The organism is Gemmiger gallinarum (assembly GCF_014982805.1).
Taxonomy (GTDB): Bacteria; Bacillota; Clostridia; order Oscillospirales; family Ruminococcaceae; genus Gemmiger; species Gemmiger gallinarum.
In genome coordinates this window covers 1,072,324-1,095,652 of sequence record NZ_JADCKC010000001.1, presented here as the reverse complement: position 1 = coordinate 1,095,652, position 23,329 = coordinate 1,072,324, and the positions used below count along the sequence as shown (strand labels likewise).

Genomic DNA, 23,329 nt, shown 5'->3' with positions numbered 1-23,329 from the left:
TGCAATAGATTTTGCCCGTGCTGCGGCTCTTTTTCCATGAGAAAGAAAGCAAGGTGTAAAATGTGCGGCAAAGGTTTTGCCCCGCATGGCAGCCCGTGGTACAATGTCCACAGAACCATATGGGAGGAGGCTGCCCTATGCAATGGCAGTATACCATGACAAAGCAGGAAGTCCGCGCCCAGTTCCGCGCCCTGACCCGGGTGGAAGGCAGTATTGCCAACCGGCAGATGCACCGCATGCGCCTGCTGGCCCCCCTGGCTCTTGCTGCCGCCATGATCGTCTTTGCTCTGATCCAGCTGGGCGGCCTGCCCACAGAGGAAACCATGGGGGAGGCGGTCTTTCTGCTGGTCATCACGGCTTTGATGGCGCTGCTGTTTTGGGCAATCACCCCGGGAATGTATGTATCCATGCAGATGTCCGCCCTGCGCTGCAGCCTGCCCGACATGACCTCCCGACCTTACCGGATCACTCTGGCGGATGGCATGCTGACTCTGGACGGCCCCGGCATCGCAGGGCAGAAAGGCCGCATCCATGTTCCGGCCGCGTCCATCCGGACGGTGCAGACCGATCGTGCGGGGCTGGTGCTGGTCATGCACAGCGGAGCGGGATTTCTGATGCCGCTGTCGGCCTTCAGCGAGGAAAAGTCCCTGCCGTACAGCCGCGGCCTGTTTGAAGAGGCAATGAAAACTCGCCCCACGGGCCAGGAGGAACAAAAAAGCCCCGCAGCCCCTGTGCGCACCGGCTTTGTGCCGGACGGAAAGGGCGGCGGGACCTTTGTGCAGAAAATCGACCGGGAGCAGGCGCTGCTTTTGCTGCGGGAACGCACCGTTGCAGTGCTCAAAACCGGTACATACTGGCGGAGAAAATGGCCTGCACTGGCATTGATTGCTCTGGGCGCAGGATATCTGACCTTCCTGTACGGCTGGGTGGGGCTTGTGCTGACGGCGGTTGTGGTTGCCGTTGTGCTGTACGGAATGTGGCGCGGCTCGGACAGCGTGCTTGACCGGATGTGCGGAACCTTCACCTGGCAGTTTGGGCCGGAGGAGATTCTGCTCTCCGATGGACGGGGCGGCAGCTGGCAGGTGCCTTATGCGGGGACTCTGCTGGAAACACCCCATGCCTGGGTGCTGTGCGGCCCTGGCGGCGTAGCGGCTTACAGCTTTGCCAGGGCAGCCTTTGAAAATGAGGCAGAGCAGCAGGCGTTTCTCGACATGCTCAATGCCCGCCTGGGCGCTTGATGACCAGGCAGGGCAGGGGCGCGTCCTCGGCCCAGTTGGCAAAGCCGCAGACCAGAACCGTGTAGCGGGTCAGGGGCAGGCTGCGGAAAAAGTCCAGGGCGGCGCGCTTTTCGCTGTCGCCGATGACCTTGCCGCTGTACAAAACCGCCGACAGTACGCCGCCGGGTTTCAGGGCATCCAGCCCGGCCTGCAGTGCCCGCAGGGAGTTGTCCGCCTGGGAGTGGACCTGATGGGAGGCGCCGGGCAGCCAGCCGAAGTTGAACATGACGCAGTCGGCAGAGCCCGGCGGGGCAAAACGGGCCAGATCGCTGTGGTCGGCCTGTACCGCCCGGCCGATCTGCTCCATGCCCTCCCGGGCCAGCAGAGCATTGGTGGCGTGCACGGCGGCGGGCTGAATGTCCAGCCCGATTACCCGACCTTTTTGTCCGGCGATGCCGCAGAGAAAGAGGGTGTCGTGTCCGTTGCCGCAGGTGGCGTCCAGATACAGCCCGCCCGGGGCGACCATCCCCGAAAGCAGTTTGTGTACCAGCCGCACGGCGGTCAGGTCGGGCACCCGGAGACGGCGCAGCATGCCGTCGCTCTCCGCAAAGCCGAACCGCACGGCCAGGGCAAAGGCCGCAGCGTTGCCGGCATCGGGCATCGGGGCGGTAAAGCAACTTTCGGCCTGAGGATCAAAACCGCCGTTGCGGCGCAGGATCTCCTTGAGCAGATAACAGCCGTACCCCTTGCCCTGCCAGGCGGGATCGATGGAAAAAGCGGACAAGTGCCCGTTTTCCAGCACGGCCGAACCCGCGACGGTTTTCTCCTTATATAACAGGTATCGGGTCGTTTTCCCCTGAACCTCTTGCTCGATACGCATAGCGAACCCTCCGCCCTGATACAATAGCATTGCTGAACTCTATTGTAAGTCGGGGCTGCCCGGCCTGTCAAACAGGAGAGGACGGGCCGGTGGCGGGGCTTGCTGTTTTGCCAAAAGGCCGGGAACCTGCGCCGGGCGATACCGCCGCCCAAAACCGGCTTTTCACATTTATTTCACGGTGACAAAAAACGTATTTCACAATTGGCCGGTATACTATGGACAAAGGTTCGGGAGAGCTGAAAAAAGCCTCCCGCCCCCTTGATCCTGACGAAAGGAAGATCTGTATGAGCAACGAGTTTGATTATTCGGGACTTTATCATAATAACGATCAGAACAACAATGCGCCCAACACCGGCGCATCCAACCAGGGCGCGTCCACCGGCGCGGCGGAGGGCGGCGTTCACGATGCAGCGCCCGGCGCCGCACCGGAAAACAATGCCCAGCAGCCGCAGAACGGCTACACCGGGTATCCCAATGTGGGCAGCAGCGGCATGAACACCGCCAACACCGCCCGTACCGATTACTCCACACAGCAGCCCAACCAGCAGGCTCAGCAGCCTGGGGCCCAGTTTGACGGCTATACCAGCAGTGTGCATGCGGGCGGCGACAACGGTTACAACTACACCAGTGCTCCGGTTCAGCCGCCCAAGAAGCAGCCGAAAAAGAAGGGCACCGGCAAAAAGGTTGCCCTGCGCATCGTCGCGGGAATCTGCGTGGTGGCGCTGGGATTTGGCAGCGGCTTTGCCGGCGCTGTGGTGGCGGCGCGCACCGGACTGGCAGGCAATACGGTGGTCATGCAGACGGTTGACCGCCAGACGGATGAAGATGGCAGCCAGGGCAGCGCCGGCGGCACAGCCCTCTCCACCCAGGATGTGGCGTCTCTGGTCAGCCCCAGCGTGGTCGTCATCACCACCGAGCAGATGGTAAGTTCCAACAACCTTTGGTTTGGCGGCAGCTATGTCCAGAGCGGCGCCGGTTCCGGAGTTATCATCTCGGAGGACGGCTACATCCTGACCTGTGCCCATGTGGTCAACGGAGCCACCAACGTCAAGGTCCAGCTCAACGGCAGCGATACCCAGTATGACGCCACCGTTGTTGGCCTGGACACTGCATCTGATATTGCAGTCATCAAGATTGAAGCCACCGGCCTGACCCCCGCCGTCATCGGCGACAGCGATCAGCTGGCCGTAGGCGAGGAAGTGATCGCCGTAGGCAACCCGCTGGGTACTCTGGGCGGCACAGTCACCAACGGTATCATCAGCGCCCTCAACCGTCAGATCACCGTTGAGGACAACGAGATGACCCTGATTCAGACCAACGCGGCAGTCTCTCCGGGCAACTCGGGCGGCGGTCTGTTCAATGCCAATGGTGAGCTCATCGGCATTGTCAACGCCAAGAGCGATGACAGTGAGGCGGAGGGCCTTGGCTTTGCTATCCCCATCAACACGGCAGTCAGTATCGCGCAGGAGCTTATCAGCACCGGTTATGTGGCGCGTCCGGCTCTGGGCATTACGGTCATCGCCATTCAGGATGCGCAGACCGCCATGCAGTACGGCGTCAGCAACTACGGTGTCTATATCCTGAGCGTCAACCCCGGCAGCGGTGCTGAGGCTGCCGGCCTGCAGCAGGGCGACCGGATCGTTTCTGTGGGGGATACGGTGGTGTCCACCAGCAACGATGTTACCAACTATATCCAGAAGATGAATGTGGGCGATGTGGTCTCCATGCAGGTGGAGCGTGACGGTAAGCTGATGAGCTTTGATGTCACGCTGGGCGAGAGCTCTGCCGCACAGTAAAACGGAATCCTTTTTCATAAACAGCGCGGCGGCGGGAAGCAATTCCCGCCGCCGCTTTTTTGACCCCGGACCGGAGCTGCATGTAAAATTCCGGCCGCTTTGACCATGATGCCCGCCCGGTATGATATACTTGAAGAAAACACACAGTACGGGAGGACGCCGATGGAACGGGAATTCCGCTTTGCCTGCACTGCACCGGAAAACAGGGAACAGGTCCGGCAGGAGATCGCCTATGCGCTGGAAAAACGTCTGGATCTGTATACCCGGGAGCGCTGCCCCCGGCTTACAGCACTGACCGACCGCATCAACAGTGTGCCAAAAGTCTCGCCGGAAGTCAGCCGGCGGCGCGCCGTGCTGCGCACGCCGTTTGCCGTTGTGGACTGGCTGCTGGGCACAGTTTTGCTGATGGCGGCATGGACCGATCCTGCCGGTATGCCGGTGGTGCTTGGGGCCGGTATTGTGGGAGCAGTAACGGGCATTGTCTTTCTCTGGCGGCGCAAACGCAGGCTTCTGGCCGTGCTGCAGATCGTTTTGGGCCTGCTGCTGGCGGTGGTTATGGGTACGTCGGGCGGAGAGCTGGCCGGACTGGCCGGTATGGGCATTGTGTATCTGGTCATCGGTGCTGCGGCGCTGCTCCCTGCGGGCCGTTCCCGGAAAAGCACCTTTGAAAAGCAGGCCGAGCCGCTGGCAGAGCGCCTGGAATGGGCCGAAGGCAAACAGGTCCGCCTGATTTTCTCGGATACCGGCATGCGCCTGGCGGTGGGGGAGGATGTCTCCCAGGAATACCCCGACGACCAACTGGAAACCGCCGTGGAGACCGAGCATCTGCTGATGCTGGCCGTGGCGAACCAGGGCGTCACCCTGCAAAAGAACGATCTGCCCGGGGAGGAGCTGCCCGCCCTGCGCCGGGAACTGGCGCGGATGAAATACACCTGCCTTATGGCGGACGCCGGATAAACAGAATCTGCAAATCAAACACCCCCGCTGCGGAGCAACCTGCCGCAGCGGGGGTGTCTTTTGACTGGTTGGATTCGGATGTGGGAAAGCGCCTGATCAGAAGCCGTGGTTTTCGATGAGCTTGCGGCCCATCAGCACGCCCATGACGGATGCCATCATCAGGCCGCGGGTCCAGCCGGAGGAATCGCCCAGGCAGTGCAGACCGGCCAGGTTGGTTTCCAGATCGGTGTCCATGCGGACCTTGTTGGAGTAGAACTTGAGCTCAGGAGAGTAGAGCAGCGTCTCGGAGGAGGCAAAGCCGGGCACCACCTGGTCCACCATCTTGATGAACTCGATGATATTGACCATGGCGCGGTAAGGCATGGCGGCGGTAATGTCGCCGGCCACCGCATCCTTGAGGGTGGGGCGGACATTGGCCCGTGCCAGCTCCCGTGCCCAGGTGCGCTTGCCGTCCAGGATATCGCCGTAGCGCTGGACCAGAATGTGACCGGCGCCCAGCATGTTGGTGAGCTCGCCCACTTTCTGCGCGTACTCAATGGGCTGGTTGAAGGGCTCGGTAAAGTTGTGGCTGACCAGAATGGCCAGGTTGGTGTTGTTGCTCTTGATATCCTTGTAGCTGTGGCCGTTGACCACCGCCAGATCGTTGTCGTAGTTTTCCTGGGCTACAAAACCGCCGGGATTCTGGCAGAAGGTGCGGACCTTGTTTTTCCAGGGGTTGGGATAGCCGATGAGCTTGCCTTCATACAGAACGTTGTTGATGGTCTCCATGACCTCATTGCGGCACTCAACCCGAACGCCGATGTCTACGGTGCCGGGCTTGTGGGCAATGCCATGCTTGGCGCACAGCTTTTCCAGCCAGTCGGCGCCGCGGCGGCCGGTGGCAATGACCACCTGCTTGGCGCGGATCTCCTGCTGGACACCGTTTTTCCGGATGACGACGCCGGTGCAGGTATCACCCTCCAGCAGAATGTTCTCGCACTCGGTGGAGAAGAGCATCTCCACCCCGTGATCGGCCAGATAGTGCTGGATGTTCAGATATAGCTGCTGGGCTTTTTCGGTACCCAGGTGGCGGATGGGGCAGTCTACCAGCTGCAGGCCTGCCTGGATGGCCCGCTTGCGAATATCTTTGATTTCGGGGCCTTCGTAGATGCCCTCCACATGGGGATCGGCACCGAATTCCAGATAGATCTTGTCGGTATAGTCAATGAGGCTCTGGGCAAAATCTTCGCCGATCAGCTCCGGCAGCTCGCCGCCCACCTCGTGGGAGAGCGAAAGCTTGCCGTCGGAGAAGGCACCGGCGCCGGAAAAGCCGGTGGTGATGGCGCAGGTGGGTTTGCAGTTGACACAGTGACCGATTTCGGCTTTGGGACAGTGGCGCTTTTCCACCGGTTTGCCTTTTTCAATCAGCAGCATGCGGGCCTTGCTGCCCTTGCGCAGCAGTTCCAGGGCGGTGAAAATACCGGCAGGGCCGGCGCCGACAATGATCAGGTCGTAAGATGTTTGCATGAGTCGTCTCCTTGAAATTACAGCGATAAATATAGTATGCCGCACAAAACGGCAAAGTTGCCGGCCGGAAGCCGAGCCTCCGGCCGGTACAGACTATGGACAGAGGAAGCCGCCGTTACAGCGATTCTTCCAGAGCCTGAGCCGCCTTTACAATCAGGTCGGCGCAGACATCCCGGCCCAGGGCCGCATTCAGGCAGAGGTCGTAGTTTTTGGCCTCGCCCCAGTGATTTTCGGTATAGTAGTTATAATAGCTGGCACGGGCGCGGTCATGCTTGGCCAGGGTAGTCTCCCACAGACGGTCGGACATATCCTTGGCGTCGGGGCGGGACTTGGCAATGGCGATGCGTTGGTCCAGAGGGGCGAATACGAAGGTGCGAAGCACATCCTTGCGGTCCCGCAGGACATAGTCTCCGCATCGGCCCAGAATGACGCAGGAACCTTTCTGGGCCAGCTCCTTGATGACGTTGCTTTGCAGGATGTATACCTGATCGGCCAGGGGCATGGTGTTGCCCATCATGTACAGGCTGTAGATCAAACTGCTGCTGCGCTGATTCTCCGATGCGGCAATGGCTTCCTCAGTCAGGCCGCTCTTCTTGGCGGCAATGGTGATGAGCTCCTTGTTGTACAGGGGTATCCCCAGTTTGTCGGCAACGGCCTGAGCAATCTCGCTGCCGCCGGATGCATATTCGCGGGCCATGGTAATGATCACATGCTTCATTCGTTTCCACCTCACAATCATAATCGCGGCAGCCGGCCGCGGAAAACACAGGAAAAAGGGAAAGGCATACTTTTCCTTGTACTATCAGTATAAACGGAAATCCCGCAAAGTGCAAGCCGAAACCTGCGCGGAAAAGCAAAATGGCACAGCGGTCGGACTGGCAAAATATATCTTTGCATCGATATAAAGTGCAGCCTGCACAAAGAAGTCGGCAACGCTTTGTGGTATCCGCACAGGGGGGTGAAGTATGCGCGGAAGCCGGCCGAAAAAGTATGACTGCCTGCCGCCGGAAGGAAGCTTTACACAGAGAAAATGAAAATTGCCCGGCGGGACGGCGCTCTTGTGCTTTTCGGCGCTTTCCGTTACAATATGGTGCGGCTGTCTTCCCCAACGGCGCCCTTTGCCGGGGCGGGAGGAGATCTGAAAGCAAAGGAGCCCGATTATGCAAGAAAAGACCTTTGCCCTTAAGGGCAATATCATATACACCCCCGAATGCGGCAAACTGGAACTGCATCCCCACAGTTATCTGGTTTGCGAGGACGGCAAAGTGGCCGGGATTTTTGACGGGTTGCCCCGGCGCTGGCAGGGCATTCGGGTGGAGGACTACGGGGATAAACTGATCCTGCCGGGTCTGGTGGACCTGCATGTCCATGCCAGCCAGTACGCCTACCGGGGTCTGGGCATGGATATGGAATTGCTGGACTGGCTGGAGTGCAATGCCTTCCCGGAGGAAAGCCGCTTTGCGGACCTGAGTTATGCCCGCCGGGCCTACGGGATCTTTACCGATGCACTGACCAGAAGTGCCACCACACGGGCCTGTATTTTTGCCACGCTGCACCGTCCGGCTGCGCTGGTACTGATGGAACAGCTGGAACAGGCGGGACTGCCCTGCTATGTGGGCAAGGTGAATATGGACCGCAACAGTCCGGATATTTTGCGGGAGACAACGGAACAGTCGCTGGAAGAGACCCGTCTCTGGCTGGAGCAGAGCCGGGCGTTCACGTTGGTGCGTCCCATGCTCACGCCCCGCTTTATCCCCAGCTGTACCGACGAGCTTATGGCAGGGCTGGGCCGCCTGCAGCGGGAGTTCGGCACTGCCATGCAGTCTCACCTGTCGGAAAACCTGTCCGAGATCCGCTGGGTGTCGGAGCTCTGTCCAGATACCCGCTTTTACGGCGAGGCCTACGCCCGGGCCGGGCTGTTCGGCGGGGACTGCCCCACCGTCATGGCCCATTGTGTCTGGAGCGGGGAGGAGGAACGGGCTCTCATGAAAGAAAACGGCGTTTTCATTGCCCACTGTCCCCAGTCCAACATCAACGTTTCCTCCGGTATTGCCCCCGTCAAGAACTATCTGAAGGAGGGGCAGAAAGTCGGCCTGGGCAGTGATGTGGCCGGCGGGGCACACCTGTCCATCTTCCGGGCCATGACCGATGCCATCCAATCCTCCAAGCTGCGCTGGCGGCTGGTGGATCAGGACACACCGGCTCTCACGCTGCCGGAGGCTTTCTATATGGCCACCAAGGGCGGCGGCGCCTTCTTCGGCAAGGTGGGCAGCTTTGAGCCCGGGTATGACTTTGACGCAGTGGTCATGGACGACGCAGAGCTGCCCACCACCCGGGACTGCACTCTGGCTGAGCGCCTGGAACGGGTGGTCTACCTTTCGGACGGCCGTCCCTGTGCCAAATATGCGGCGGGAAAACGGCTGTTCTGAGCGGAGCGCCCCGGCAGACAAGCATCAAACAAGCAGAAAAGCCTTCCGTGCGGCAACCCCGTGCGGAAGGCTTTGTCATAGGTAAAACAGGGGCCAATGCCCGGAAAGATCAATCCTCAAATTTGAACTCGTCCTTGAACTTTTCCTTGAAAATTGCAAAAATGGCGTTGAGGGTTTCGTCATCGTCCACGCCGACGTAGTTTTCCACCTCATCGTCGTCGCTTTCCTCCAGCTGAAGGATGACCACCTGACCGTCGTCGTCCTCCACCGGCAGCAGCACAACATACTCGTTGCCAGCATATTCCACAAGGTCCAGAAATTCAAAACGAACGTCCTCGCCGTTTTCATCCTGAAGGGTAATGATATTGTCCAGTTCCATCTCGTTTTCCATGAAAATCCTCCTTTGCGGGGTATTTACAAAAACAGCATACCATGCCCGGAAAAGCATTTTCAATAAGAGAGAAAAAATCTCGGTTTTGTGGTAAAAACAGGGGCTCTCTTTGTCTAAATTGACGTGGCATCCGTACGGCGGAGGGAAACACTTTCCTCAAAAACAAGGCGTATGCTATACTGAGAAAAATCGTTTGCGGAGGCAAAGACGGATGGAAACAGAACGGCTGCGTATCCGGAGGTTTCGGCAGGACGATGCCGACGCTCTGTACCGGCTGCTGTCGGACCCGGAGGTTATGCGCTTTCTGGAGCCGCCCTACACCCGACGGCAGGCGGAGGACTTTCTGGTGCGGGCGGGGCTTTGCTCGCCGCCCCAAATTCTGGCGGTGGAAACCAGAGCGAGGACCTTTGCGGGATACGTGATCTGGCATCCTTACGGCCGGGATGCCTGGGAACTGGGGTGGGTCCTTTGCCGGGATGCCTGGCACAAGGGCTATGCCCGGGAACTGACGGAAGCCTTTATCGAGGAGGCACGGGGCAGTACCCGCACACTGGTGCTGGAGTGCGTCCCTGCCCAGCAGGCCACGAGGGCCATCGCCCTGCAAAACCACTTTGTGTATGCAGGGCGGGAGGACGGCTGCCACATCTACAAGTTGCGCCTTGACTGAGCCGGAACAAATGCATTGCGTTTCTGTTTTGGCCGAAATATACTGGATATACGGGAACACCAAAAAAACGGGAGGAAAACTGCCCCGTCTCCCACGGAAAGGAAGATTCCATGACCGTCAAAAAAATCTGGATGACCGGCAGCACAAGCAGAAAAAGCCGGTATGCCTGGCGCACCATGGGCGGCATTTTCGGCATTGTGGCGCTGATGCTTCTGCTGGTGGCGGGCGGCGTGCTGCTGATGTTTCAGGCCGGTCTGCCGCGGGAGGCGTTCTCCCTGATTCTCTGCCTGGGGGTCACGGTTCTGGGAACCTGGCTGGGGCTGCGGCTGGGAAAACGCACCGCACAGGACGGTACCGTCTTTGTGCTTACGGCAGAGGGAAAACTCTACGGGCTGCAGGCCGCCGATCTGGCCGGCAGCGCACGGAATGTGCTTGCCTATGCGGAAGGAACCTTGAGAACCCAGGCGCTTCTGCGGAAACTGGAGGAAAAGCCCTTTCTGCCCGCGGCCGCGGATGAGATCCGCCGGGTGGAGACCATCCGGGAACACCGCACCGAGTATGTGGTTCGCTGCCGGGTGCGCCGGCCCGGCGGTCACAGTGCGCTGCGGACCTTCTTTGTGGCTGGGGATGTGGAGGACGCCGATCGGCTGCTGCAGGAGCTGGAACGCCGCCAAAGCTGGGAAAACGATCTGGAACCGAAGGAAAATCTCAACCCATTGGGCATTTTGCTCAGTGCCGCAGCGCTGGCGATTCTCGTGGTGCTGTGTGTGCTCAGTCACCCGGCGCAGGCGCAGCTTCCCCAGGTGATTTACTTTCCCTGTCTGGCGGGGGCTGTCGGCACCTTTGGGGTGATGGTGTACTTTATCCTCCGGCAGCACAGGGGAGAGTGAGTAAGGCCCTTACTGGTCCCACTCCAGCATCTGCCGGGAGGAATAGCCCTGTTCCTTGAAGTCTGAGCTGAGAAACTCGATGCGGACAGGGTGTATGCAAAGCAGATGCATGGGGCTGGCCAGTTTTTTCAGGGCCGTCAGCGGAATCTTTTTGAACTGGGCGTGGGCATTGTACCGCGGGCTGAAGGGCTCCACCACCTCGGCCCGGGCGGTGACCTGCATCCCGTGCAGGCTGCCGAAGCCCTGATACCCGTCAAAGATGGCCAGGCAGACGTTGGGATTGCGTTCCAGCCCTGCAAATTTCCTGCCGCCCTCGGTAAACATCCAGAAACAACCGTCGTGGTAGCTGTACTCAATGGGAGTGCAGCGGACAAAATCCCCGGCGCCGGTGGCCAGCGCACAGGTGTTGTGGGAAAGAATGTAGGCCTCCATGGCCTGCTTCAGGGCGGCGGGCTCCATCCGGATGCTGTGGGCATCCTTCTCCTCCCAATAGCGGGCGGCGGCCTGATACTCCGTTTGCTTCACGGCAAAACACCTCCTTGGTATGCTTTCAGTATAGCATGCCGCGGGCGGACTGTTAACAAAACGGGCATAAATGCCGGGTTTGGATGGTGGATTTTTGCCCTGCGGCCCGGTATACTGTGGATACCATGCGACAGGAGGGAAGACATATGCAATTGGGAAGCAACCTGTATCAGGCCCGCAAAAAGAGCGGACTTTCCCAGGAAAATGTGGCCGAAGTGCTGGGGGTCAGCCGCCAGACGATTTCCAAATGGGAGACCGACGAGACTCTGCCGGATATCCGGCAGTCCAAGCGGCTGGCGATGCTTTATCACATGACGCTGGACGAACTGATCCAGTTTGACGCCGACGAACAGCAGGTGGAACAGATGATCGACAGCGTCAGCGAGGAGGCCCAGGCCAAGATCAACTGGAATCGGGTGTGGAGCAAGCGATATCCGGTGCTGGCCACCTATGGGGAGAAGGTCTGCATTGAGGATTATGCCCCTGCCTTGCGGGAGATGCTGACGCGGCTGCATGTGGACTACGGCTACAGCGCCACCGACGCGGTGCTGGTGCTTAAGGATATTCTGGCCCGTGTATGGAAAGGCGAAATCTGAACGGAGTGACGGTATGAACTATTCCAGAGAACAGCTGACCGAGGCCAGGCGTCAGATCGACTCCACCCTGCACAAGCTGCGGGAGGTCGTCCGCACCTTTGAGGCAAAGGAGGAGCCGGGCCGCTACAAATCCCAGCTCACCCTGGCCCGGCGCCGAATCGAGGCATTCACCATTGCCAATGCACTGATCCAGCGGGAGCTGGATAAGACCGAGTAACCCCGAAATACCAAACGTCCCCGAATCCTCCGCCGACAGGCGGTCGATCCGGGGACGTTGTTTTGCAAAAAGAAATGGTCAGGAGGGAAAGCCGTCGGTGCGGACGACGGTCTGGCCGTCGGCGGAATACCAGATGGCCTCCACGCCGTCCAGACTGTCCACCAGGGGTTGGCCCTCCTCCAGAGGCATGCAGTAGAGGCCGGTGGACAGGGCATCGCCCAGTCCGCCGTCGGAGCATAGCACCGACACGCTGCGGAAATACCGGGCAGGGTAGAGGGTCTCCAGATCGATGAGATGGGAGTACCGCACCCCGTCCACCTCAAAATAGCGCTGGGTGTCGGCGCTGGTGACCAGCGACTGTTCCGAGGCCAGAGGCACCTCGATAAGGCTTGCGGAATCCTCGTCCCAGGGAGCGGTGACGCCCGCTACCCAGGGACTGCCGTCGGCGTGGGTGCCGATGGCCCGGATGTTGCTGCCTGCGTCGATGAGGGCACTGGTGAGCCCTCTGGCCTCGGCAGCTTTGGCGGCGGCCTCGATGGCCCAGCCCTTGGCCAGACTGCCCGCGTCAATGCTCATTTCCGGGTCGGCCAGACGGACGGTTTTGGCCGTCTCGTCCAGAATCAGGTCGTCCATGGAGCAGTGCCGGGCGGCCTCCTGCAAAGCGGCATCGTCGGGCAGGGAGGGCACTTCCGCCTCCCGGGCATCGTGCCAGAGGGACAGGACCGCTCCCGCCGCAATGTTGCAGCGGCCGTCGGTCAAAACGTACATTTCCTTGCCCTCCTGCAGCAGGGCAAAGAGGTCGTCATCCACTGCGACGGCGTCGCCGCCCGCCCCGGCGTTGAGGGTGTACAGGTTGGTCACGCCGTCGTAGCTCTGGTAATTGTCGAAGAGCTGATGGTAGCGCATCAGGTCGTCGTGCAGCGCCTGGGACTGGCTCTCCCATTCGGCCTCGCTGTCGCAGTAGGCGGTGACCCGGATCACCGAGTCAAACATATCAAAATAGGTGGCCTGGTACTTCTGCCGGGTATCGCACCCGGTCAGGCCAGTCAGCATCAGGGCAGCCAGGGACACAGACACGGCTGCTCTGGGGAACGCCCGCCCCCTCATTGTGCCTGCTCTGCCTGGGAGGAGCCCAGGGCGGCATGCTCGGCGGAAAGCTCCTCCAGCAGATGTCCCAGCGTCCAGGCGGCGCTGGTGGGGGTGACGGCCGCCCGCACGGGGAAGGTCAGGCCGGTCTTTTTGACGGCATCCAGCCAGGCGTTGAGATCGCCATTGTCATAGCGCAGGCCGCCCACGATCATGGCGCGGGTGTCGGCCAGAGGCAGCGGGTCAGGCAGGTTCTGCACGGGGACGGAGGCCTTGCCCGCGCACAGGTCGCCGATGGTGGTGTCAAAGTCGGCAGCCCCCACAAAGCGGGGATTCAGGCGGAAGGCGGCGGCGCGGCGAAGCAGTTCGTCGCAGCCGGGTGTTTCGGGGAAGATGCCCCACAGAAGCAGGGCCCGGGGGTCCTGATGGATATGAGCTTTCATGGCAGAAAATCCTCCAATTTGATGTCACAGCAGACGGATGAGCAGCATATAAACCGCCGTACCGCCTGCAATGCTGAGCAGGGTGTTGCGCTTCCACAAATGCAGCGCCGCCACCAGAAGGCAGGCCGCCAGCTGGGGGACAAAACCGGCCGCCGAAGTAAATGCCGTGGACCGCAGGCAGTATACCACCAGGATGGCCATGACGGCGGCGGGCAATACCCGGCCCAGATAGAGGACGGTACGTCCCGGGCTGCCGCTGCGGCCGAAGAGCACAAAGGGCAGTGCCCGAACCAGAATGGTGCAGAGGCTGGCCACCAGCAGGATCGCCAGGTCGGGGAGGAAAGCAGTCACGGAGCATCCACCTCCTCGGATTGGGCCGGAAGCATCCCCCGGCCCAGCAACAGTGCCAGCACAGTGCAGACCAGGGCGGGCAGCAGAAAGCGGTCGGGGCCCAGAATGACCAGCCACAGCAGGGCAAACACAGCCCCCGCCAGGGCGGGCAGATGGTTTTTTGCGGCGCACCACTGTTCCACAAAGATGACGACGAAGAGGGCGGTCATGGCAAAGTCGATGCCGGTAAGGTCAAAGGGCAGCACACTGCCCAAAACCGCCCCGGCGGCGCTGCCCGCCACCCAGTACAGATGGTCCAGCAGAGCGATATACAGCCGCACCCGGTCGGCGTTGAGCGCTTTGGGCGGGTGCAGATTGCACAGCAGAGAGTAGGTTTCGTCGGTGAGGGAAAAGATCATGTAGGGTCTGGCCTTGCCCATCTTGCGGAAGGTCTCGAGAAAGGACAGACCGTAAAACAGGTGGCGGCTGTTCACCGACAGGGTGGTCAGCGCCACCGACAGCAGGCTGGCAAAGCCGCCGCCCAGCATCCCCACCAGCACAAACTGCATGGACCCGGCGTAGACGATGACGCTGGTCAGCACAGCCCAGGGCCAGCCGTACCCGGCCTGCTGCATGAGCAGACCGAAAGCCAGCCCCAAAAACAGGTATCCGCACAGAACGGGAATGGTCTGACGGAAAGCATAGCGTAGTTCCTGCATGGAATTGTGTTGCAATCTCCTTTGTTTTGGCGTTGCGGTGTGCGGCAAAGATAAAATGCGGCGCAGGCCCGCGGCCGGAATGGCCGTGCCTGCGCCGTGTTTCCCGCCTGCGGACTCAGCGCAGGTCGGGATGGTATTCTTTACAGGTGCACTTTTTCCATTTCAGGCCGCTGCCGCAGGGGCAGGGATCGTTGCGGCCGATTTTTGTCACGCGGATGGGAGCGCTGCCCTTGGCGCCGGGGCGGGTGGGAGCACCCTCACCGGTGGGCTTGGCCACCTGCTCCCGCTGAGGCTGGACCTCGGGGCGGCGGACCTCAATGGTCAGCAGCATGTGGACGGCGTCCTCCCGGATGTTGGCCACCATCTCATCGAACATGGCAAAGCCCTCGATGCGGTACTCCACGATGGGGTCGTGCTGGCCGTAGCTGCGCAGGCCCATGCCCTGTTTCAGCTGGTCCATGTTGTCGATGTGGTCCATCCACTTGGCGTCCACGTTTTTCAGCAGGCAGATGCGCTCCAGCTCACGCATGAGCTTGCTGCCGTACTTTTTCTCCTTGGCTTCCAGAATGTTCATGCCCCGGTCGTAGAGCATCTTGGAGATGTCCTCCCGCTTGAGGGAGTTCTTCTCTTCCACGGTATACTGGAAGTCGGTGGGCAGGCAGAGCCAGTTCATGTAGTGGCGGCGCAGAGCGGCAAAGTCCCACTCGTCCACCGTTTCACCCACCAGATAGGCCTTGCAGGACTCGTCGATGCTCTCCTTCATCATGGCGTGGAGCTTGTCGGAGATGTCCTCTCCGTCCAGCACCATGCGGCGCTCCTTGTAGATGATCTCGCGCTGCTGGTTCATGACATCGTCGTACTGCAGCACCTGCTTACGGACGGCAAAGTTGGAGGCTTCCAGCTTTTTCTGGGCGCTCTCGATGGTGTTGGTGATGAGCTTGTTCTCGATGGGGGTATCCTCATCCAGACCCATGGTGTTCATCAGGCCCTGCACCCGCTCGCCGCCGAAGATGCGCATCAGGTCGTCCTCCAGCGACAGGAAGAAGCGGGAGGAACCCGGGTCGCCCTGACGGCCGGCACGGCCGCGCAGCTGGTTATCGATACGGCGGGACTCGTGGCGCTCGGTGCCGATGATGAACAGGCCGCCTGCGGCGCGCACCGCCTCGGCTTCTTTCTTGACCTCGGGCTCAAACTGGGCGCACAGCTCGTCAAAGCGGCTGCGGGCAGCCAGAATGTCGGCGTCGTCGGTGTCGGCGTGGCCGTCTGCCTCGGTGAGCAGCATGTCCAGACGAGTCTCCACATCGGGCAGGGGAGCGGCCTCGGGCAGGGGCTGACCCGCTGCCTTGGCGGCGGCGCGCTCCGCCTTGCGCTTTGCCTCCTCGGCGTCCTTGTCGGCGGTAAGCTTTTTCAAAAGCTCCTTGCGCAGGGCAGCCTTGGCCATGTAGGGAATGTTGCCGCCCAGCATGATGTCGGTACCACGGCCGGCCATGTTGGTGGCGATGGTCACGGCGCCCTGACGGCCTGCCTGGGCGACGATCTCGGCCTCACGCTCATGCTGCTTGGCGTTCAGAACGTTGTGCGGGATGCCCTTGGCCTTGAGCATGCGGGAGAGGGTCTCGCTCTTTTCCACGCTGACGGTGCCCACCAGGACGGGCTGGCCCTTGGCATGGCATTCGGCCACCTGCTCGATGACAGCGCGGTACTTGCCGTTCACCGTCTTGTAGACGCTGTCGGGCAGGTCCTGTCGGGCCCGGGGCTTGTTGGTGGGGATGCTGACGATCTGCAGGCCGTAAATCTCGCTGAACTCGTCGGCCTCGGTGGAAGCGGTACCGGTCATGCCGGACAGCTTCTTGTACATGCGGAAGTAGTTCTGGAAGGTGATGGTGGCCAGGGTCTTGCTCTCGGCGGCCACGTTGACGCCTTCCTTGGCCTCGATGGCCTGGTGCAGACCGTCGTTGTAGCGGCGGCCGTACATCAGACGGCCGGTGAACTCATCGACAATGATGACCTCGCCGTCCTTGACGATGTAGTCGGTATCCCGGTGCATGACGCCCCGTGCCTTGATGGCCTGGTCGATATAGTGGCGCAGGCTCATGTTGTCGGCGTCGGAGAGGTTGTCCACCTGGAACCAGGCTTCGGCTTTCTGGATGCCGCTCTCGGTCAGGGTGGCGGTCTTGCGCTTTTCGTCCACCACGTAGTCGCCGTCCACCTGTTCTTCGGCCTGCATCTTGTCTTCCAGCTCGACGATGACGCTCTTCTTCAGCGTCTTGGCAAAGTCGTCGGCGCGCTTGTACATGACGCTGGAGTCCTCGCCCTTGCCGGAGATGATCAGGGGAGTACGGGCCTCGTCGATGAGGATGGAGTCCACCTCGTCCACGATGGCGTAGGCATGGCCGCGCTGGACCATATTGGCTTTGTAGACCACCATGTTGTCGCGCAGGTAGTCAAAACCGAACTCGTTGTTGGTGCCGTAGGTGACATCGGCCTCGTAGGCCTTCCTGCGCTCGGCGGCGGGCACATCGTGGACCACCAGGCCCACCTTCAGGCCCAGGAAGCGGTAGACCTTGCCCATCCACTCGCTGTCGCGCTTTGCCAGATAGTCGTTGACGGTGACCACGTGGACGCCCTCGCCGGTGAGGGCGTTGAGGTAGACCGGCATGGTAGCCACCAGGGTCTTGCCTTCACCGGTCTGCATCTCGGCGATGCAGGCGCGGTGCAGCACAATGCCGCCGATGATCTGCACGGGGTAGGGTTTCAGGCCCAGCACACGCCAGTCGGCCTCACGGCAGACGGCAAAGGCCTCGGGCAGCAGCTCGTCCAGGGTTTCGCCTTTTTTCAGGCGTTCCCGGAATTCGTCGGTCTTGGCCCGCAGTTCGGCGTCGGAGAGCTTCTGCATCTCTTCGTCCAGCGCCTCCACCTTCTGGGCAATGGGACGGATGCGTTTGAGTTCCTTGTCCGAGAAGTTCCCGAACAGCTTTTCAATAAAGGACATAAGCACACACCTGTTCTGACTGAATTAGAAAATGTCATCGCAGCAGCGGCAAAATTCCGCCCTGCAAAGCGCCGGAAAACGGCGCTGGATACACACTCTAATATAATACACCCGCGCAGGCAATGCTGTCAAACCTGCGCGGGTGTGAAAAAACGGGGATGCGATGGTATTTCAGGAATGGTTTCTGACTGCCCGTCAGGCTGCGCATCCGGCAAGACAGGAAAAGAAAAGGTCTGCCCTCTCAGCTCTGGACCCCAGAATGCTGCGGCTGGGGGGCAGGTTTCCCTGCCCCGGCGGACAGCAGCACCAGCATGACGAAGATGCAGCCGAAACCCAGAGCATCCCACAGGGTAAAGGGGGAGCCCAGGGCCAGGGTGGAGATGAGTGCGGCGGTGGCGGGCTCGGCAAAGGTGTACAGGCTGCTGCGCTGGGGGCCGATGAGTTTGACGCCCTGCATGTAGCAGCAGAAAGCCAGCAGGTTGCCCACACAGACGACGACGGCGATGCCCAGCACGCCCACGGGACCCGGGACATATCCCGACTCCCACGGACGGAACAGCAGACAGAACAGCGCGCCGCCCATAAGAAAGGCCCAGCCCTGAAGCATGGGGGTGGGATAGCGGCTTTGCAGCTGTTTGGGCCACATGGTGTAGATGACCACGCAGACAGCGCTGAGCATGCCGGTCAGGAAAGCCCCCGGCGAGATGGCGAGCCCGGTCAGGCTGCCGTGGGTGGTCAGCAGAAAGACGCCCAGCATGGCCAGCAGGATGGAGGCCAGCTCAAAGGGCTTCGGCATCCGCCGTGCCAGAAGGCAGGTGACCACCAGAATCATGGCGGGGGAGACATTCTGCAAAATGGTGGCCATGCCTGCCGTGGACTGGTCTATGGTCATAAAGTACATCAGCTGGCAGCAGCTGACGCCGGCCAGACCGTAGATCAAAAGGTCCACGGTTTCCCGGCGGGAACGCCAGGGGGCAATGAGCAGTTTGGGGTCACGGATGCAGTAATACCCGCACAGGATCAGCCCGGCCAGCAGCAGGCGAATGGGGGTGAGCCAGGTGGCGCTCATGCCCTCATAAGTGAACAGGTACTGCCCCGTACAGCCGGACAACCCCCAGCAGGCAGCTCCGCCGAAGGCCAGAATGGAACCCTTTACACGGTCGGTCATGGAAAATTCCTCCAAAAAGGCGCGGCAGCCAACATGCCGCCGCGCCGAAATGTGATGGGATTCAGTTGGCTGCCTGCCCGGCCAGAATGCGGTCGGCGGCAGCGGTAAGGGTGGGCACCACCGGGGCCCCGGTGGCCGCCAGCACCTGGGCGGACTGATGCCCGCCGCTGTACAGGATGCATTCCACACCCAAAGCTCTGGCGACCTGATAGTCGTGGGTGGAATCCCCGATCATGACAGCCCGGGCAGGGTCAAAGCCGCTGCGCTCCAGATAGGAAAGCCCCAGCTCCACCTTGCTCTTGGCATAGATGTCGCCCAGCCCCAGCATGGTATCAAAACAATCGGCCACACCGCGCTCGGCAGTCTGCCGCTGCAGCGTGTCGATGGGGGAGGCGGACAGGATGACCTGCCGCAGCCCGGCCTGGTGCAGGCGGTCGAGGGTAGGGCGTGCGTCGTCGGTCAGGGGACAGGCAACGCTGGCGGGGGTGTAGTCGGCCATATAGCTTTTGGCCAGCTCGTCAAAGCTGTTGCGGGAAAAATCAAACCCGGCCCGAAGGTAATATTCCTCCACCGGGAAGCCGAAGATCTTCCGGTAGCCATCCAGGTCATACCGCTGGGAATACCCGAAGCGGGCCAAAAGACGGTTGAGCGCGTCCAGGCAGAGAGAAACGTCGTTGAGCAGGGTGCCGTTCCAGTCCCACAGGACCAGATCCGTCTTCATCGGAAGATCACCACCTTAAAATAAACAGTGCAGATGAAAAACTCAGGTCATGCACGCACGGCCTTGAGCAGTGCCGGGGTGGATTCCACGATCCGGGCAAAGAGCACGCCCAGGATCATGCAGCTGATGACCTCGCCCACGCCGACGGTGAAAGCGTTCCAGGCAATCAGCGGCAGCGTCGCCGGAGAGTCCGAGAAAAAGATGGCAATCTCGGGGCCTACGATGAGGGCGTTGAAGATGACCGGCGGGATGGAAGCGGGGATGGCCAGGCCCTTCCAGCGGATATTGCGCAGCTGGTAGGTGACCAGGCAGGCCAGCAGGGTGGCAACCGTGCCGAAGACGATGTCCACCGCAGCGGTGGTGCCCATGGCAACGCCCATCAGGTTGGACAGGAAGCATCCCACCGTCACGGCAGCGATGTACTCAGCGCCGAAAATGGGCATCAGGGTCAGGATTTCCGCCACGCGGACCTGGATGGCCCCGAAAGAGAAGGGAGCCAGCACCAGGCAAAGCACCACATACACGGCTGCTACCATGGCCACCCGCGCGGTGCGGGTGGTGGAAGGCTTGGAAGACTTGCGGTCCATGGCCAGGCGGACACCCGCGGCGACGGCGATCAGAACAACGACACAAAGAAAAATCCAATACAACATAAATACACTCCGGCGGATAGATTTTGACCGTTCGCAAGACCGCCAGCCTTGCGTCGGTTTGTCGCCCGTTTCCCGCAGGGGAAGGGGCGGAGCCTAAAATCCTAAGTTGCTCAACAAATCGTCATTATAGCAAACTTTCCGCGGGGTTACAAGGGGGCAGCCCTGCCGGGGAACAAAAAAACGGCCGCCTGCCGTCCCCTTTGAAGGGACAGGGCAGACGGCCGGAAAGCCGGATATCTTACGGCAGAGAGGGCGCGTAGTCGCACAGACGGCGAGGCTTGCCCTCAAAAATGACAGCCACGGCATCGGGACCGGTGTTGGCGCTGACGGCACCGCCCAGCTGGAAGGTGCACAGCGGCGCATGTCCGAACTCCTTCTTGCACAGCTTGACCAGCTCGTCCCGGCGGGCAGTGGAGGCGGTGTAGGCCACCATGTAGGGGGTATCTTTCATGTTCTCCACCCGGGATTTCACCCATTTGAGCATGGCCGGGGGCACGGCGGCGTCACCCCGGACCTTGGCCTCCACATGGGAGATACCGTCGTTCAGGCTGATGATGGGGCGCAGGCCCAGCAGCTCGCCTGCAAAGGCGGCAGCGGCGGAGATGCGGCCGGACTTTTTCATCTGCTTGAGGGTGTAGGCGGCCAGGCAGACTTCCACGCGGGCGAACTTTTCCTCCATCTCCAGCACGGCGTCGGCCACCGAGGCCCCGTTGCGCACCTTGCGGGCGCACTCGCAGACATACCAGCCGAACACCATGGAATAGGTGTGGCTGTCGATAATGCGGATCTTCATCTGGCAGTCGGGGCGTTCCTCGGCCAGCATGTGGGCGGCGGCATGGGCATTCTGGTTGGTGCTGGAGCCGCCGGCATTGATGGTCACATGGACCAGATCGGTGTAGCCCTCGTCGGCAAAGCGGGTATAGTATTCCAGCCACTGCAGGGGCGTGATGGCCGCCGTGGTGGGCACGCCTTTCGCCTCCCGCATCATCTCATAAAACTCATCGTTGGTCATATCGCGGCGCTCGATGTATTCCTTCCCCTCCAGGTTGATGGGGAAGCAGGCGATCTCGATCCCGTATTTTTCGGCAAGATCGGCGGGAATGTCGCAGCTGGAGTCGGTCAAAAATGCTACTTTACTCATATCCGTGTCACTTCCATTCGTAATTGGTCAACTGTCCGTGGGTCTCAAGCTCGGCAAAATCCCATTGCCGCAGCGCTTCATACACGCCGACGGCCACCGAATTGGACAGATTCAGGCAGCGCTCGCCATGGCGCATGGGAATACGCACGCAGGATTCGGGATGCTGCACCAGCAGCGATTCCGGCAGACCGGCATCCTCCCGCCCGAACACCAGGTACGCGCCGTCGGGATAACTGACATCGGTGTGCCGGTGCAGGCCCTTGGAGGTGAAGTAGAAAAACGGTCCGACATTTTTCCCTAAAAAGTCGGCGTAATCCCGATAATATGTTATATCAAGCTGGTGCCAGTAGTCAAGCCCGGCGCGCTTGAGTTTGCGGTCGTCAATGGTAAATCCCATGGGCCCCACCATATGCAGGCGGGCGCCGGTCACGGCGCAGGTGCGTGCCACGTTGCCCGCATTCTGGGGAATGCGCGGCTCCACCAATACGATATTCAGTACAGGCATAAAAGAATCCTTTCCCATCCTTGATTTGGAACTTCCCCACGGCAAAACTGCGGGCTTTTGGCCCGCAGCACACCGAAAATCCATGAATTTCTGTTATAAAATAATTGAAATGTACAATATGTAATCATTGGCGCCCGTCCGGCATGGCGCAGGGTCATTCCGGGTAACCCCTGCGTACCGGGGAGAGGGGGCCTTCCCGGTCGGAGTTCAAAAGAGGCAGAGCCCGTTCCAGCCAGACGCCCAGCCGCTCGTCGGCGCCCTCCGGCGTGGCCCGGATGCACTCGATGACAAAGGCGGCGGCGGTTTGCACGGCGGCCTCGGTGACGTTGCCCTGCATCATCTTGCCGGCCACCACCGCGCCAAAAATGTCCCCCGTGCCGTGGTAGAGCCGGGGAATGAAGGAGGACCGGCTCACAAATCCGCCGCCGTCCCGCTGAGCGCCCACACAGGCGATGGAACGCTGCCCGGCGGGCACGCCGGTCACCACCACCTGGGGGCAGAGGGTGGTCAGGCGGGCGGCCTGCTGGGCCACGATCTCCAGGCTGGGGGAGGCGGAAGGCACATCCCCCAGCAGCAGGGCGGCCTCGGTGGGGTTGGGCAGGATGAGCCCGGCCCGGGCGCAGAGCCCCCGCATGGCGGGAATCATGTCGTCGGAAAGGCCGCTGTACAGTTTGCCGTGGTCACCCAGCACCGGGTCAACGATGGCCAGGGCGTCGGGCCAGAGCTCCAGCGCCTGCTGGACCAGATGGGCCTGCCCGGCATCGGCCAGATAGCCGGAGTAGATGCAGTCAAACCGGATGCCCAGCCGCTTGTAGTGGGCCAGGGCGGCGGGACCGTAGCCGGGGTTGGACAGGCGGGCGGGGGTGCCCAGACCGCCGGTATGGGTGGAGAGAACGGCGGTGGGCAGGGCCACAGGCTGGACGCCCAGGGCGGACAGCACCGGCAGGATGACCGACAGACTGGCCCGCCCGAAGCCGGGCAGATCGTGGATGCAGAGGACGGTTTTGGGGGCGGATATCATGGGGCAACGCTCTTTTCTGTGCAGGTTTGGTGAAAAACGGGGAGAGCGCGGCCTGTCGATGCCTGACGCTCCCCGGGAAATCTGACACGATTTTACCACATCCGGCCTGACAAAAAAAGGCGTATCCCGGCGAATGGGGATTTTGCCGGGGAAAGGGGCGAAACCGGGCGGCAGGACTGTCGAAATTTTTGTACGGGCAGGTATAACGGCAAAACGGCAAGGCAAACTAAAGGCAACGCTCGTCGAAAGGGGGAAAACCGGATGAAATCCACTATGGGTATGGGACAGGCTGTGGCGGTGGCCGCTGGTATGGCGGCCGGTGCCGCCGTGATGTACGCCGCCACACGGGATAACCGTCAGATCCGCAAGACGGTGCACCGCATGGCCCGCGGCGCCGAAAAGACGCTGGCAGATCTGGACCGTATGGTCTCGCACTACACCCGCTGAGGCGGACATCAGGAAAGGCGGCGGAAGCAAAT

The 23,329-nt window shown here is 61.0% G+C and carries 25 protein-coding genes and 1 riboswitch; of the genes, 9 read left to right on the top strand and 16 right to left on the bottom strand.

Annotation, left to right across the window (positions count from 1 at the left end):
• The first annotated feature begins 137 nt into the window (after positions 1-137).
• A complete protein-coding gene (locus INF35_RS05060; RefSeq protein ID WP_193500409.1) occupies positions 138-1,238 on the top strand; it encodes a hypothetical protein in 1,101 nt (366 codons plus the stop codon).
• Here INF35_RS05060 and INF35_RS05055 read toward each other — a convergent pair.
• Positions 1,216-2,097: a class I SAM-dependent methyltransferase gene (locus INF35_RS05055; protein ID WP_193500408.1), complete on the bottom strand. Its 882-nt coding sequence runs from the start codon at positions 2,095-2,097 to the stop codon at positions 1,216-1,218. The two genes, INF35_RS05060 and INF35_RS05055, sit on opposite strands and share 23 nt — an antisense overlap.
• A gap of 284 nt (positions 2,098-2,381) precedes the next feature.
• Here INF35_RS05055 and INF35_RS05050 point away from each other — a divergent pair, with 284 nt between their 5' ends.
• Both INF35_RS05050 and INF35_RS05045 read left to right on the top strand, forming a co-directional pair.
• The gene (locus tag INF35_RS05050; protein WP_193500407.1) at positions 2,382-3,893 is read left to right on the top strand and encodes a S1C family serine protease; all 1,512 of its coding nucleotides are present in this window, start codon (positions 2,382-2,384) and stop codon (positions 3,891-3,893) included.
• A 162-nt stretch (positions 3,894-4,055) separates the two neighbouring features.
• On the top strand, positions 4,056-4,850 hold the full coding sequence (locus tag INF35_RS05045) for a hypothetical protein (protein ID WP_193500406.1): 795 nt from the start codon (positions 4,056-4,058) through the stop codon (positions 4,848-4,850).
• 96 nt (positions 4,851-4,946) lie between these two features.
• Here INF35_RS05045 and INF35_RS05040 read toward each other — a convergent pair whose 3' ends face one another.
• A complete protein-coding gene (locus INF35_RS05040) occupies positions 4,947-6,356 on the bottom strand; it encodes an NAD(P)/FAD-dependent oxidoreductase (RefSeq protein ID WP_193500405.1) in 1,410 nt (469 codons plus the stop codon).
• A gap of 115 nt (positions 6,357-6,471) precedes the next feature.
• Entirely contained in the window at positions 6,472-7,074 is a 603-nt protein-coding gene (locus INF35_RS05035; RefSeq protein WP_193500404.1) for a cytidylate kinase-like family protein, read from the bottom strand.
• Positions 7,075-7,516: 442 nt separating this feature from the next.
• On the opposite strand from INF35_RS05035, the gene INF35_RS05030 reads away from it, so the two are divergent.
• On the top strand, positions 7,517-8,785 hold the full coding sequence (locus tag INF35_RS05030; protein WP_193500403.1) for an amidohydrolase family protein: 1,269 nt from the start codon (positions 7,517-7,519) through the stop codon (positions 8,783-8,785).
• Positions 8,786-8,894: 109 nt separating this feature from the next.
• On the opposite strand, the gene INF35_RS05025 is transcribed toward INF35_RS05030, so the two are convergent.
• On the bottom strand, positions 8,895-9,176 hold the full coding sequence (locus INF35_RS05025) for a DUF1292 domain-containing protein (protein WP_407925631.1): 282 nt from the start codon (positions 9,174-9,176) through the stop codon (positions 8,895-8,897).
• Positions 9,177-9,387: 211 nt separating this feature from the next.
• Here INF35_RS05025 and INF35_RS05020 point away from each other — a divergent pair, with 211 nt between their 5' ends.
• Together INF35_RS05020 and INF35_RS05015 are read left to right on the top strand one after the other, a co-directional pair.
• Positions 9,388-9,843, top strand: a complete 456-nt coding sequence (locus INF35_RS05020; protein WP_193500402.1) for a GNAT family N-acetyltransferase — start codon at positions 9,388-9,390, stop codon at positions 9,841-9,843.
• Positions 9,844-9,953: 110 nt separating this feature from the next.
• Positions 9,954-10,733, top strand: a complete 780-nt coding sequence (locus INF35_RS05015) for a zinc-binding metallopeptidase family protein (RefSeq protein WP_193500401.1) — start codon at positions 9,954-9,956, stop codon at positions 10,731-10,733.
• Positions 10,734-10,742: 9 nt separating this feature from the next.
• Here INF35_RS05015 and INF35_RS05010 read toward each other — a convergent pair whose 3' ends face one another.
• Positions 10,743-11,258 (bottom strand): pyridoxamine 5'-phosphate oxidase family protein, encoded by a 516-nt coding sequence (locus INF35_RS05010; RefSeq protein WP_193500400.1) that lies wholly within the window; start codon positions 11,256-11,258, stop codon positions 10,743-10,745.
• Between the two features lie 146 nt (positions 11,259-11,404).
• Here INF35_RS05010 and INF35_RS05005 point away from each other — a divergent pair, with 146 nt between their 5' ends.
• The gene (locus INF35_RS05005; protein ID WP_193500399.1) at positions 11,405-11,854 is read left to right on the top strand and encodes a helix-turn-helix transcriptional regulator; all 450 of its coding nucleotides are present in this window, start codon (positions 11,405-11,407) and stop codon (positions 11,852-11,854) included.
• 13 nt (positions 11,855-11,867) lie between these two features.
• Positions 11,868-12,071 carry a hypothetical protein gene (locus INF35_RS05000; protein ID WP_193500398.1) on the top strand — a complete coding sequence of 68 codons (204 nt, stop codon included), beginning with the start codon at positions 11,868-11,870 and terminating at the stop codon, positions 12,069-12,071.
• Between the two features lie 78 nt (positions 12,072-12,149).
• Here the strand turns inward: INF35_RS05000 and INF35_RS04995 are convergent, their stop codons facing one another.
• The 11 genes from INF35_RS04995 to INF35_RS04945 form a co-directional block, all read right to left on the bottom strand.
• Positions 12,150-13,142: an FAD:protein FMN transferase gene (locus INF35_RS04995; protein ID WP_328740393.1), complete on the bottom strand. Its 993-nt coding sequence runs from the start codon at positions 13,140-13,142 to the stop codon at positions 12,150-12,152.
• Positions 13,143-13,174: 32 nt separating this feature from the next.
• Complete coding sequence (locus INF35_RS04990; RefSeq protein ID WP_193500396.1) at positions 13,175-13,600, bottom strand: DUF3783 domain-containing protein; 426 nt, start codon at positions 13,598-13,600, stop codon at positions 13,175-13,177.
• A gap of 24 nt (positions 13,601-13,624) precedes the next feature.
• Positions 13,625-13,951 (bottom strand): branched-chain amino acid transporter permease, encoded by a 327-nt coding sequence (locus INF35_RS04985; RefSeq protein ID WP_193500395.1) that lies wholly within the window; start codon positions 13,949-13,951, stop codon positions 13,625-13,627.
• Positions 13,948-14,664, bottom strand: a complete 717-nt coding sequence (locus tag INF35_RS04980) for an AzlC family ABC transporter permease (protein ID WP_235983104.1) — start codon at positions 14,662-14,664, stop codon at positions 13,948-13,950. Before INF35_RS04980 ends, INF35_RS04985 begins: the two co-directional genes overlap by 4 nt.
• Before the next feature lie 100 nt (positions 14,665-14,764).
• Positions 14,765-17,641, bottom strand: a complete 2,877-nt coding sequence (gene secA, locus INF35_RS04975) for a preprotein translocase subunit SecA (protein WP_193500394.1) — start codon at positions 17,639-17,641, stop codon at positions 14,765-14,767.
• Between the two features lie 241 nt (positions 17,642-17,882).
• The gene (locus INF35_RS04970; RefSeq protein WP_193500393.1) at positions 17,883-18,809 is read right to left on the bottom strand and encodes a DMT family transporter; all 927 of its coding nucleotides are present in this window, start codon (positions 18,807-18,809) and stop codon (positions 17,883-17,885) included.
• Positions 18,810-18,870: 61 nt separating this feature from the next.
• Positions 18,871-19,530: an HAD family hydrolase gene (locus INF35_RS04965; RefSeq protein ID WP_193500392.1), complete on the bottom strand. Its 660-nt coding sequence runs from the start codon at positions 19,528-19,530 to the stop codon at positions 18,871-18,873.
• Between the two features lie 47 nt (positions 19,531-19,577).
• A complete protein-coding gene (locus INF35_RS04960) occupies positions 19,578-20,183 on the bottom strand; it encodes a QueT transporter family protein (protein ID WP_235983103.1) in 606 nt (201 codons plus the stop codon).
• A gap of 7 nt (positions 20,184-20,190) precedes the next feature.
• Positions 20,191-20,295: riboswitch (PreQ1-III riboswitch) on the bottom strand.
• Positions 20,296-20,421: 126 nt separating this feature from the next.
• Complete coding sequence (locus INF35_RS04955) at positions 20,422-21,324, bottom strand: DegV family protein (RefSeq protein ID WP_193500391.1); 903 nt, start codon at positions 21,322-21,324, stop codon at positions 20,422-20,424.
• A gap of 7 nt (positions 21,325-21,331) precedes the next feature.
• Positions 21,332-21,829: a tRNA (cytidine(34)-2'-O)-methyltransferase gene (locus INF35_RS04950; protein WP_193500390.1), complete on the bottom strand. Its 498-nt coding sequence runs from the start codon at positions 21,827-21,829 to the stop codon at positions 21,332-21,334.
• A 154-nt stretch (positions 21,830-21,983) separates the two neighbouring features.
• Positions 21,984-22,850 (bottom strand): pyridoxamine kinase, encoded by an 867-nt coding sequence (locus tag INF35_RS04945; RefSeq protein ID WP_193500389.1) that lies wholly within the window; start codon positions 22,848-22,850, stop codon positions 21,984-21,986.
• A gap of 261 nt (positions 22,851-23,111) precedes the next feature.
• Between INF35_RS04945 and INF35_RS04940 the strand changes: the two genes are divergently transcribed.
• On the top strand, positions 23,112-23,297 hold the full coding sequence (locus INF35_RS04940; RefSeq protein WP_193500388.1) for a hypothetical protein: 186 nt from the start codon (positions 23,112-23,114) through the stop codon (positions 23,295-23,297).
• Positions 23,298-23,329 lie beyond the last annotated feature (32 nt).

Excerpts from the sequence above, each read along its gene's own strand:
- INF35_RS05060 (WP_193500409.1), top strand. The coding sequence starts at position 138 with ATGCAATGGCAGTATACCATGACAAAGCAGGAAGTCCGCGCCCAGTTC.
- INF35_RS05055 (WP_193500408.1), bottom strand. The coding sequence starts at position 2,097 with ATGCGTATCGAGCAAGAGGTTCAGGGGAAAACGACCCGATACCTGTTA.
- INF35_RS05050 (WP_193500407.1), top strand. The coding sequence starts at position 2,382 with ATGAGCAACGAGTTTGATTATTCGGGACTTTATCATAATAACGATCAG.
- INF35_RS05045 (WP_193500406.1), top strand. The coding sequence starts at position 4,056 with ATGGAACGGGAATTCCGCTTTGCCTGCACTGCACCGGAAAACAGGGAA.
- INF35_RS05040 (WP_193500405.1), bottom strand. The coding sequence starts at position 6,356 with ATGCAAACATCTTACGACCTGATCATTGTCGGCGCCGGCCCTGCCGGT.
- INF35_RS05035 (WP_193500404.1), bottom strand. The coding sequence starts at position 7,074 with ATGAAGCATGTGATCATTACCATGGCCCGCGAATATGCATCCGGCGGC.
- INF35_RS05030 (WP_193500403.1), top strand. The coding sequence starts at position 7,517 with ATGCAAGAAAAGACCTTTGCCCTTAAGGGCAATATCATATACACCCCC.
- INF35_RS05025 (WP_407925631.1), bottom strand. The coding sequence starts at position 9,176 with ATGGAAAACGAGATGGAACTGGACAATATCATTACCCTTCAGGATGAA.
- INF35_RS05020 (WP_193500402.1), top strand. The coding sequence starts at position 9,388 with ATGGAAACAGAACGGCTGCGTATCCGGAGGTTTCGGCAGGACGATGCC.
- INF35_RS05015 (WP_193500401.1), top strand. The coding sequence starts at position 9,954 with ATGACCGTCAAAAAAATCTGGATGACCGGCAGCACAAGCAGAAAAAGC.
- INF35_RS05005 (WP_193500399.1), top strand. The coding sequence starts at position 11,405 with ATGCAATTGGGAAGCAACCTGTATCAGGCCCGCAAAAAGAGCGGACTT.
- INF35_RS05000 (WP_193500398.1), top strand. The coding sequence starts at position 11,868 with ATGAACTATTCCAGAGAACAGCTGACCGAGGCCAGGCGTCAGATCGAC.
- INF35_RS04990 (WP_193500396.1), bottom strand. The coding sequence starts at position 13,600 with ATGAAAGCTCATATCCATCAGGACCCCCGGGCCCTGCTTCTGTGGGGC.
- secA (WP_193500394.1), bottom strand. The coding sequence starts at position 17,641 with ATGTCCTTTATTGAAAAGCTGTTCGGGAACTTCTCGGACAAGGAACTC.
- INF35_RS04970 (WP_193500393.1), bottom strand. The coding sequence starts at position 18,809 with ATGACCGACCGTGTAAAGGGTTCCATTCTGGCCTTCGGCGGAGCTGCC.
- INF35_RS04965 (WP_193500392.1), bottom strand. The coding sequence starts at position 19,530 with ATGAAGACGGATCTGGTCCTGTGGGACTGGAACGGCACCCTGCTCAAC.
- INF35_RS04960 (WP_235983103.1), bottom strand. The coding sequence starts at position 20,183 with ATGTTGTATTGGATTTTTCTTTGTGTCGTTGTTCTGATCGCCGTCGCC.
- INF35_RS04955 (WP_193500391.1), bottom strand. The coding sequence starts at position 21,324 with ATGAGTAAAGTAGCATTTTTGACCGACTCCAGCTGCGACATTCCCGCC.
- INF35_RS04950 (WP_193500390.1), bottom strand. The coding sequence starts at position 21,829 with ATGCCTGTACTGAATATCGTATTGGTGGAGCCGCGCATTCCCCAGAAT.
- INF35_RS04945 (WP_193500389.1), bottom strand. The coding sequence starts at position 22,850 with ATGATATCCGCCCCCAAAACCGTCCTCTGCATCCACGATCTGCCCGGC.
- INF35_RS04940 (WP_193500388.1), top strand. The coding sequence starts at position 23,112 with ATGAAATCCACTATGGGTATGGGACAGGCTGTGGCGGTGGCCGCTGGT.